General features: G+C 75.2%; 9 protein-coding genes and 1 pseudogene. 7 read left to right on the forward strand and 3 right to left on the reverse strand.

What is annotated here, in order from left to right:
• Together J1M38_RS12025 and pheA are read left to right on the forward strand one after the other, a co-directional pair.
• Positions 1 to 124 (forward strand): annotated as a pseudogene (locus J1M38_RS12025) (rhodanese-like domain-containing protein); the annotation flags it as partial.
• Positions 121 to 1,071 carry a prephenate dehydratase gene (gene pheA, locus J1M38_RS06380; RefSeq protein ID WP_020625278.1) on the forward strand — a complete coding sequence of 317 codons (951 nt, stop codon included), beginning with the start codon at positions 121 to 123 and terminating at the stop codon, positions 1,069 to 1,071. The pseudogene J1M38_RS12025 and the gene pheA, both read left to right, overlap by 4 nt.
• 313 nt (positions 1,072 to 1,384) lie before the next feature.
• Here pheA and J1M38_RS06385 read toward each other — a convergent pair whose 3' ends face one another.
• Positions 1,385 to 2,563: a diacylglycerol kinase family protein gene (locus J1M38_RS06385; protein ID WP_044659865.1), complete on the reverse strand. Its 1,179-nt coding sequence runs from the start codon at positions 2,561 to 2,563 to the stop codon at positions 1,385 to 1,387.
• A 43-nt stretch (positions 2,564 to 2,606) separates the two neighbouring features.
• Between J1M38_RS06385 and serS the strand changes: the two genes are divergently transcribed.
• Entirely contained in the window at positions 2,607 to 3,890 is a 1,284-nt protein-coding gene (gene serS / locus J1M38_RS06390; protein WP_044659866.1) for a serine--tRNA ligase, read from the forward strand.
• Positions 3,891 to 4,005: 115 nt separating this feature from the next.
• Entirely contained in the window at positions 4,006 to 4,815 is an 810-nt protein-coding gene (locus J1M38_RS06395; RefSeq protein WP_144826411.1) for an HAD family hydrolase, read from the forward strand.
• Between the two features lie 27 nt (positions 4,816 to 4,842).
• On the opposite strand, the gene J1M38_RS06400 is transcribed toward J1M38_RS06395, so the two are convergent.
• On the reverse strand, positions 4,843 to 5,472 hold the full coding sequence (locus tag J1M38_RS06400) for a hypothetical protein (protein WP_036337173.1): 630 nt from the start codon (positions 5,470 to 5,472) through the stop codon (positions 4,843 to 4,845).
• A gap of 89 nt (positions 5,473 to 5,561) precedes the next feature.
• Entirely contained in the window at positions 5,562 to 6,149 is a 588-nt protein-coding gene (locus tag J1M38_RS06405) for an inorganic diphosphatase (RefSeq protein ID WP_113914112.1), read from the reverse strand.
• 220 nt (positions 6,150 to 6,369) lie between these two features.
• On the opposite strand from J1M38_RS06405, the gene J1M38_RS06410 reads away from it, so the two are divergent.
• The 3 genes from J1M38_RS06410 to J1M38_RS12030 form a co-directional block, all read left to right on the forward strand.
• The gene (locus J1M38_RS06410; RefSeq protein ID WP_260845938.1) at positions 6,370 to 7,680 is read left to right on the forward strand and encodes a D-alanyl-D-alanine carboxypeptidase/D-alanyl-D-alanine-endopeptidase; all 1,311 of its coding nucleotides are present in this window, start codon (positions 6,370 to 6,372) and stop codon (positions 7,678 to 7,680) included.
• 33 nt (positions 7,681 to 7,713) lie between these two features.
• Positions 7,714 to 8,946, forward strand: a complete 1,233-nt coding sequence (locus tag J1M38_RS06415; protein ID WP_206481796.1) for a zinc-dependent metalloprotease — start codon at positions 7,714 to 7,716, stop codon at positions 8,944 to 8,946.
• Positions 8,933 to 9,436, forward strand: a 504-nt coding sequence (locus J1M38_RS12030; RefSeq protein ID WP_342356210.1) for an ATP-binding protein, incomplete at its 3' end; no start/stop codon positions are given. The genes J1M38_RS06415 and J1M38_RS12030, both read left to right, overlap by 14 nt.

Raw genomic sequence — 9,436 nt, forward strand, 5'->3', positions numbered from 1 at the left:
CGCCGCCGAGTTCATGACCGGCCGCGGCTACTCGGCCATCAACGTGGCCGGCGGCTCCGGCGCGTGGCTCGAGGCCGGCAAGCCGATGGAGGCCGACGGCGACGCCGAGCCCACCGTCAAGTGACGGGGACGGACTCCGCTGACGCGACGCCGTCGCGCCTGCGCTACGCCTTCCTCGGCCCGGCCGGCACCTTCACCGAGGCCGCCCTGCGCAAGGTGGCGGACCCGGCCGAGGCCGAGTTCGTGTCTGCGGGCTCCGTGCTGAGCGCCGTGGCGGCGCTGCGCAGGGGGGAGGTGGACCGCGCCGTCGTGCCCATCGAGAACTCGGTGGAGGGCGGCGTCTCCGCCACCGTGGACGAGATCGCCCTCGGGGAGACGCTGCAGATCCTCGCGGAGGTGCACGTGCCCATCAGCTTCGTGCTCGTGGGCCGGCCCGGCGTCGCGATCGAGGACGTGCGGCGCGTGACCACGCACCCCCACGCCTGGGCGCAGGTGCGCGGCTGGGCCGAGACGGCGCTGCCGGGCGTGGAGTTCACGCCCGCCCCGTCGACGGCGGCCGGGGCCGGCCTCGTGGCCCAGGGCGACTTCGACGCCGCCGTGTGCGCCCCGCTCGTGGCCGAGCAGACCGGGCTGCCGGTGCTCGCCGAGCGGATCGAGGACGTGCCGGGCGCCGTGACGCGCTTCGTGCTGCTCTCCCGGCCGACGGCCCTGCCCGCGCCCACGGGGGCGGACAAGACCACGCTCGTGGTGCCGCTGCCGGAGGACCGGCCCGGCGCCCTCGGGCAGATCCTGGCCGAGTTCACCACGCGCGGGGTGAACCTCTCCCGCATCGAGTCCCGGCCGACCGGCGAGGGCATCGGGCGGTACTTCTTCTCCCTCGACCTCGAGGGGCACCTGGCGGAGGCCCGCGTGGGTGATGCGCTCGCGGCCCTGTACCGGGAGTACCCCGACCTGCGGTTCCTGGGCTCGTACGCGCAGGCCGAGCCCGTGCCCACGAGGGTGCCGGCCGAGTTCACCGACGCCGCGTATCGCTCCGGCCGCGCCTGGGTGGAGTCCCTCCGCTCCCGCTGAGGCGGTGCCGCACTTTCGTTCGGGAAACGGCGGCCCCCGGGCCACTTTCGTTCGGGAAACGGCGGCCCCCGAGGGACTTTCGTTGACGAAACGGGAGGTTCCTAGGCCCCTTTCGTGGCCGAAACGGGACGATCACCACGACGACGGGCCGTCGTCGTGCTTCCCGTCCGCGCGTCGCCCCGGCGCCCGTTTCCCGAACGAAAGCGCTGGGGAAGCCGCCGTTTCCCGAACGAAAGTGCTGGGGAAGCCGCCGTTTCCCGAACGAAAACGGTGGGGAAGCCGCCGTTTCCCGAACGAAAGCGGGGACGGGGGGTCAGATGTGCGGGGCCGGTTCCGGGACGGGGGCGGCGGCGGAGACGCCGTCGTCGCGGACGGAGGCGTCGTCCTCGGCCACGAGCATCACGACGAGCGAGTCCGGCTGCACGCGGGCGTCGAGGGCGGTGATGACCCCGGTGGCGTCGCCGTCGAGCTGGGAGGGCATCGGCTCGGCGAACTCGACCTTCACGCGCTGGGCCTGCTCCGTGTGCATCGCGGGGACGGAGCTGCGGTGCCGGGTCACGGTCTTCACGGCGATCCGCGCCCAGTCGAGCGCGTGCCGGGGCGAGAGGACCATGACGTCGAGGAGGCCGTCGTCGAGCTTGGCCTGGGGCAGCAGCTCGACGCCGCCCGTGAGCATCCCGCAGTTGGCCACCATCACGGTGCGCACCTTGAACCGGCGGGGCTGACCGCCGTCGAGGGCCACGGTCACCTCGTGCCGCTTGCCGCGCAGGTGCCGCATGCCGGCCTCGCTGTAGGCCAGCCAGCCGGCCAGGCTCTTCAGCTCGTCCTTGGTGTCGCCCATGATGTCCGCGTCATAGCCGGCGCCGCCGATCACGGTGAAGGTCTGCCGGGTGACGCGCCCGTCCTCGTGCGTGAAGCGGACGTCCACGGTGTCGATGCGCCGCTGCCGGCCCCCCACGGCGATCCGCAGGCACTGCTCGACGTCGTTGATCGGCAGGTCCAGGTTGCGGGCCAGCAGGTTCCCGGTGCCCAGCGGCACCACGCCGAGGGCGACGTCGGTGCCGGCCAGCTGCTCGGCCACGGTGCGGACCGTGCCGTCGCCGCCCGCGGCGATCACGAGCCGGGCGCCGGCGTCGAGGGCCTGCCGCGCCATGGCGGTGCCGGGGTCGTCCTCCTGCGTCTCGAGCACGAGCACCTCGCCGAGGCCCTCCGCCTCCGCGAGCCGCTCGAGCTCGCGCCGCACCCGGTCCGCGTGCGTCTTGATGGGGTTCAGCACCAGCGCGACCTCGTGGCGGCCCGTGCCGATGCCGGGCACCTCCTCCAGCCGGCGCTGCACGCCGCCCACCCGCGCGTCGAGGGCGTCCACCAGGAGACGCGTCCGCTCGTGCTGCACGCCGAGGCGGACCTGGCGCACCGCCAGCACCACCACGACGACGACCAGCAGGGCCAGGAGCACCAGGGCGGCCAGCGCCATCCACCACTCGGGAGTCATGCCCCGAGTCTAGGCGTCGGCCCCGCCCGCTAGGCTGGCGCACGTGATCGACGTCAAGGACCTCATCGAGCAGCCCGAGAAGTACCGCGCCTCCCAGGAGGCCCGCGGGGAGGACGCGTCCCTCGTGGACCGCGTGGTCGAGGCGGACGCGTCCCGCCGCTCGTCCATCGCGGGCTTCGAGCAGCTGCGCGCGGAGCAGAAGGCCTTCGGCAAGCGCGTCGCCCAGGCGAAGGGCGAGGAGAAGCAGGCCCTGCTGGCCGAGGTGAAGGACCTGGCCGCGCGCGTGAAGGAGGCCGAGTCGGCCGCCGGCGCGGCCGAGGCCCGCCTCGCGGAGCTGCAGCGTGCCTTCCCGAACCTGATCGTCGACGGCGTCCCGGCCGGCGGCGAGGACGACTTCGTGGTCCTCAAGGAGGTCGGCACCCCGCGCGACTTCGCCGCCGAGGGCTTCGAGCCGCGCGACCACCTCGAGCTCGGCGAGCTGCTCGGGGCGATCGACATGGAGCGCGGCGCGAAGGTGTCCGGCGCCCGGTTCAGCTTCCTCAAGGGCGTGGGCGCGCGTCTCGAGCTCGCCCTGATGCAGCTGGGCCTGGACCTGGCCCTGGAGAACGGCTTCGTGCCGGTCATCCCGCCCACCCTGGTGCGCCCGGAGACCATGCAGGGCACCGGCTTCGACGTCGAGCACGACGACGAGATCTACCGTCTGGAGCGCGACGACCTGTATCTCGTGGGCACCTCCGAGGTGGCCCTGGCCGGCTACCACGCGGACGAGATCATGGACGTGAGCGCCCCCGTCCGGTACGCGGGCTGGTCCACGTGCTACCGGCGTGAGGCGGGCTCGGCGGGCAAGGACACCCGCGGCATCATCCGCGTGCACCAGTTCAACAAGCTGGAGATGTTCATCTACGCCGCACAGGAGGACGCGGAGGCGGAGCACGAGCGCCTGCTGGCGTGGGAGGAGCGGATGCTGGGCGCCATCGAGGTGCCGTACCGCGTGATCGACATCGCCGCCGGCGACCTCGGCCTCTCCGCCGCCCGCAAGTTCGACTGCGAGGCCTGGGTCCCCACGCAGGGCACCTATCGCGAGCTGACGTCCACCTCGAACTGCACCACGTTCCAGGCCCGCCGTCTCAACATCCGCGAGCGGGTCCGCACGGAGGACGGTTCCAAGGGCGGCACCCGCATGGTGGCCACGCTCAACGGCACCCTGGCCACCACCCGCTGGATCGTGGCGATCCTGGAGAACCACCAGAACGCGGACGGCTCGGTCACCGTGCCCGCCGCGCTGCGTCCCTACCTCGGCGGGATGGAGCGCTTCGAGCTGGTCTGAGCGGACGACGTCGTCCCCCGGCGGCGTCGGCCGCCTCGCCCGCCTGCCCCGCGGCGCCCCCGCCGTTCACCCGCGCGTCGCCGTCGTGTCCGGGCCGTGTGGTTGGGTGGGGGCCATGACGAAGAAGCTCGTGTGCCTGGACGTGGACGGAACGATCGTGGACCATGACGGCCATCTGCATGAGCCCGTGCGCGCGGCCGTGCGGGCCGTGCTGGACGCCGGGCACCACGTGGTCATCGCGACGGGCCGCTCCCGCGCGGCCACCCTGCCCGTGGCCCGCTCCCTGGGGATCGGCGCCGGCTTCATGGTGTGCTCCAACGGCGGCGTCACGCTGCGCCTGGACCCCGAGCTGGAGGAGGGCTACGAGGTCACGGACCTGCGCACCTTCGACCCGCGCTCGGTCCTGACCCAGCTGCGCCACCGCCTGCCCAGCGCCAAGTACGCGCTCGAGCTGCCGGACGGCACCTTCCGCTCCACCGAGCGGTTCCAGGACATGTCCTTCGGCGTGGCCGCGGAGGGCGTCACGTTCGAGGAGCTCATGGACACCACGGCCGTGCGCCTCGTGGTGTTCTCCACGGACTCCTCCGCCGAGGAGTTCGGCCGCGCGGTGGAGGGCATCGGCCTGTCCGGCGTGACCTACTCCGTGGGCTGGACGGCGTGGCTCGACGTCGCCGCGGCGGGCGTGACCAAGGCCTCCGGGCTCGAGGCGCTGCGCACCGTGCTGAAGGTGGCCCCCGAGGACACCATGGCCGTGGGCGACGGCCGCAACGACATCGAGATGCTGCGCTGGGCTGGCCGCGGCGTGGCCATGGGCCAGGCCGTGGAGGAGGTCGTGGCCGCCGCGGACGAGGTCACCGGGCACGTGGACGACCACGGGCTCGCCACGGTGCTGCGCTCGCTCCTCGAGGAGCCGGCCGCGGCCTGAGCGGCGCGACCGGCCCGGGCCGCCGGGTCAGCCCCCCGCCAGCGTGAGCAGCCGCGCGGCGGCGGGGCGGCAGGCGTGCTCCTCGTTCCAGTAGGAGCGCTGCACCGCCTGCGAGACGGCCTGCGCCGTGATCCCGAGCGCGGCGGCCGCCGGCTTCTGCTGGCCGCGCACCCCGGGCACCAGCAGGTCCAGCACCGCCCACTCGGCGTCGGTCCGGGACCACACGAGCTGCCCGACGAGTCGCAGCACGGCCTCGGCCTCGGCGGCCGCCTCCTCGTCCCGGCCGCGCACGGCCAACGGGATCCGCGCGGTGGACACGGCCGCCGCCTCCACGGCCCGCCGCGCCGCCGCGAGACCGGGCCCGCCGGCGTCGTGCAGGTCCCCGGAGGCGGGCGCGCCCGCCGCACCGTCCGCGTGCGTCACCGTCCCGACGCCGACCCCCACGTTCCAGCGGCGCTGCCGCAGGGCGCGCAGCGCCACGTCCACGGCGACGCGCGGGTCCTCGACGGCGCCGATCAGCTCGTCGCCCACGGCGCGCTGGAACGGGAGCACGACGGCGTCGTCCAGCCCCGGCACGTCCTGGAGGGCGCGCAGGAACGTGTCCACGCGGTCGCCGGCGTCGAGGGTGTCCCGCTGGTTGATGGTGAGCACGAACATGGTCGTCGATTCTGCCAGCCCGCAGACGACGCCGGCCGCCCACCCCGAGGGGTGAGCGGCCGGCGTCGCGCGCGTGGGCGGTGCGGGGGTCAGCGGCCCTGGGGCTCGTCCGTCTCCTCGCCCTCCTCGGTGGCCGGCTGCGCCTCCTCGGTGTCCACCGCGCGGCCCTGGGGCTCGTCGGTCGGGGACTCCTCGCCCTCGGCGTTGAAGCGCTGGATGGAGGCCTCGAGCTCGGCCTCGGCCGCCGCGCGGCCCTCCCAGCCCTCGGCCTTGACCCACTTGCCCGGCTCCAGGTCCTTGTAGCGGGTGAAGAAGTGCTCGATCTCCTGCTTGAGGGACTCCTCCACGTGCTCGAGCTCGGTGATGTGGTCGTAGCGCTTGTCCGCCGGGACGCACAGCAGCTTGGCGTCGCCGCCGCCGTCGTCGGTCATGTTGAACACGCCGACCGGTCGGGCCTCGACGACGCAGCCCGGCACCAGGTCGAAGCCCGGCAGGTACACGAGGGCGTCCAGCGGGTCGCCGTCCTCGCCGAGGGTGTTCTCGAAGTAGCCGTAGTGCGTGGGGTACTGCATGGAGGTGAAGAGCACGCGGTCCAGGCGCAGGCGGCCGGTCTCGTGGTCGAACTCGTACTTCACGCGGGAGCCCGCGGGGATCTCGATGGTGACGTCGTGCGCCATGACTCTCCTTCGCACAGAGGGTGGGGTGTCCGGGCGGCGCGGCGCCGCCCGGCGGTGCTGCCGTCAGCCTACCGGGGGCGTCCGTCATGATGGACGCATGGGACAGGTGGACACGGGGCGCGCTGGGCGTCGGGATCGACGCACGGAACGCCTCCGGAGCCGCCCGCTCCCCGCCGTCCTCCTGGCCGCGCTCGCGGCCGTCCTGGTCGCCTGCGGGCCCGTGACCGCGCCGCCGGCCCCGTCGAGCGCGCCCGCCTCGTCGACGACCGCCGGGCCGACGTCGTCGTCCCCGTCCGCCGGCCCCACCGCGGCCGAGGTGGCGGCCGCCGTCGAGCCGGGGCTGGAGACGTCCCCGGGCACGGTCTCCGCCGAGTTCCGCGACCTGGCCACCGGTGAGGTGCTGTACGCGCGGGACGCGGACGAGCCCGTGGCCCCCGCGTCCTCGCTCAAGGTGCTCGCCGCCGCGGCCATCGTCTCCGCCCTGGGTCCTGAGACGACTCTGCAGACCACCGTGGTGGCCCAGCCCACCGCGGACGGCGCGGCCACCGAGCTGGTGCTCGTGGGTGGCGGCGACGTGCTGCTGGGCACGGGCGCCTCGGACTCGAAGCACGTCTCCGGCTGCGCGGGCCTGCGCACCCTCGCGGAGCGGACCGTGGCCGGGCTGGTCGAGGACGGCGTCACCGGGCAGGTGGTGGTCAGCACGGACCTGCGGCTCTTCACGGACCGGACGGCCCTGAACCCGCGCTGGACGTCGGACATCCCGGAGAGCGGCAACATCGCGCCGGTGCAGCCGTTGGCCACCTACGGCGGCCGTGAGGCCCCTGGCACCGGGGAGGACCGCATCGAGGACCCGGCGCAGTTCGCCGCGCTCACCTTCCAGGCCGCGCTCGACGACGCGGTGGCCGCCTCCGGCGCCGACCTCGAGGTGGGCCTGCGGGACACGCTCCCGGCCACCGAGGTGCCGCGCGCCACGGTCCTCGCCGCCGCCCCCGTCGCGGCGGTGGAGTCCGCGTCCGTGGGGGAGCAGGTCGCGTACCTGCTGGCCCACTCGGAGAACCAGGTGGTCGAGGCCCTGGCCCACACGGCCGCGCCCGCCACGGACCTGCCGGCCACCCACGAGGGCGCCACGCGGCTGCTGACGGCCACCGCCGAGGACCTCGGCGTGGACACCGCCGGGATGGCGCTCGTGGACTCCTCGGGCCTGTCCCCGGACAACCGCGTCAGTGCGGGCCAGCTGGCCGGCGTCGTGGCCGGGGTGGCCCGCACGCCCGCCCTGGCCACCGTGCTGGAGGGCCTGCCGCGGCCCGGCGAAGACTCCACCCTGGGCGACCGGTTCCCGGATGCCCCCGCGCGGCAGGCCGTGGCCGCGAAGACCGGCACGCTCGACCAGACGGTCTCCCTCACCGGCACCGTCACCACGACGTCCGGGCGGGTCCTCGCGTTCAGCATCATCTGCTCGGATCTGCAGTGGAAGCTGGAGCCCGCGCGCGCGGCGGTCGACGAGGCCGTCAGCGCCGTCGCCGGGCTCTGATCCGAGGTCCGGGGCCTGTGATCTGATGGAGCCATGAGCGACGACCACGCGACCGACCGCCCCCGCGCCGCCGCGGACGCCGAGCCGGGCGCCCCCGCCGAGCCGGGCCCCGCCGTCGCCCACCCGGTGGACTGGGCCTTCGCGGCACGGACCGCACGGTCCCTCGCCGCCGCCGGCCCCCGGTTCACGCCGCGGGAGGCGACGCGCGAGGCGGAGGGCCTGCGCGCCGCCGCGGAGGCCGCCGTGCCGCACGTCCACCGCCTGACCGGGCTCGAGGCGGCACGGGACCTGCGCGACTCGCAGGTGCTCGTGGTGGACCGCCCCACCTGGTCGCGCGCCGCCACCCAGTCCTTCGCCACGCTGCTGGACCCCACGTTCGCGCATCTGCGGGACACCCGGCCCCGCGAGCACGCCGCCGCCACCACCCGCGTCACCCGGCACGCCACCGCCCTGGAGATGGGCGGGATGCTCGCCTGGATGTCCGGGAAGATCCTCGGCCAGTACGACCCGTTCATCGCGCTGCCCGGCCCCGGGGGGACGGCGGCCGGCCCCGCCGGCGGACGCCTGCTGCTCGTGGCCCCGAACGTCGCGCAGGTGCGCGCGGAGATCAACGTCGACCCGGCGGATTTCCGCCTCTGGGTGTGCCTGCACGAGCAGACCCACCGCGTGCAGTTCGCGGCCGCGCCCTGGCTGCGCGAGCACCTGCGGGCCGAGATCACGGCGCTCACCGTCGGCCTGTTCGACAAGGCCGAGTCCCTGCCCGAGCGCCTGCGCACCGCGCTCGCGGCGACGAACCCGCTGGGTCGGGAGGCCGACGCCGGCCGGACTGGGGCGCGGGACGGACACGACGCGCAGGACGTGGCCCCGGCCCGACCCACGCCGGGCCTGCTCGGTGCGATCCAGGACGAGGAGGACCGGGAGCGCCTGTCCCGGCTGACGGCCGTGATGTCCCTGCTCGAGGGGCACGCGAACGTGGTGATGGACGGTGTCGACTCCTCCGTCGTGTCCTCCGTCAAGACCATCCGCCGCCGCTTCGACGAGCGCGGCGACCGCCGCTCGCCCCTGGACCGCATGCTCCGCCGCCTGCTGGGCATGGACGCCAAGATGGCCCAGTATCGCGACGGTCAGAGGTTCGTGGCCGCCGCCGTGGCCGAGCTCGGCATGGCCGGGTTCAACGTGGTCTGGGACGCCCCCGAGCTGCTGCCGAGCGAGGCCGAGCTCCACGCCCCCGAGACGTGGGGGGCGCGCATCCGTGCCCAGGCCTGAGGCGCGGGACCCGGGGCCGACGCCGGCGGGCGGGGTCGGCGGCCTGCCCGCGGTCGGCGCATGGCCGCCGCGCACCCGCTGGCCCGAGCCCCTGCACCGGGCCGTCGCGGCGGTGCGGGAGGCCCTGGCGGGCGACGGGCCCCGTCGCGCGGATGTCGTGCCGGGCCGGGCGGGGAGTCGTCCCCGCGGCCTCGTCGCCCTCTCCGGTGGCGCCGACTCCCTCGCGCTCGCCGTGGCCTGCGCCGTCCTCGTGGGCACCCGGGAGGGTGCGCGGCTCGGCCCGATCGGCGCGGCCGTGGTGGACCACGGGCTGCAGTCGGGCAGCGACGCGGTGGCGGCGGCCGCCGCCGACGTCGCCCGCATCCTCGGTCTGACCCCGGTCACCGTCACGCGGGTCGAGGTGGCCCGCACCGGCGACGGCCCCGAGGCCGACGCCCGGCGTGCCCGCCGGGTGGCCCTCGCCGCCGCCGCCCGGGAGGCGGGGCAGGGG

It is taken from the genome of Micrococcus sp. KRD070 (assembly GCF_017168435.1).
GTDB lineage: Bacteria > Actinomycetota > Actinomycetes > Actinomycetales > Micrococcaceae > Micrococcus > Micrococcus luteus.

What these genes read in the sequence shown, in the direction of transcription:
- J1M38_RS06385 (WP_044659865.1), bottom strand. Translation starts at nt 2,563, where the DNA reads ATGACTCCCGAGTGGTGGATGGCGCTGGCCGCCCTGGTGCTCCTGGCC.
- J1M38_RS06395 (WP_144826411.1), top strand. Translation starts at nt 4,006, where the DNA reads ATGACGAAGAAGCTCGTGTGCCTGGACGTGGACGGAACGATCGTGGAC.
- J1M38_RS06400 (WP_036337173.1), bottom strand. Translation starts at nt 5,472, where the DNA reads ATGTTCGTGCTCACCATCAACCAGCGGGACACCCTCGACGCCGGCGAC.
- J1M38_RS06405 (WP_113914112.1), bottom strand. Translation starts at nt 6,149, where the DNA reads ATGGCGCACGACGTCACCATCGAGATCCCCGCGGGCTCCCGCGTGAAG.
- J1M38_RS06415 (WP_206481796.1), top strand. Translation starts at nt 7,714, where the DNA reads ATGAGCGACGACCACGCGACCGACCGCCCCCGCGCCGCCGCGGACGCC.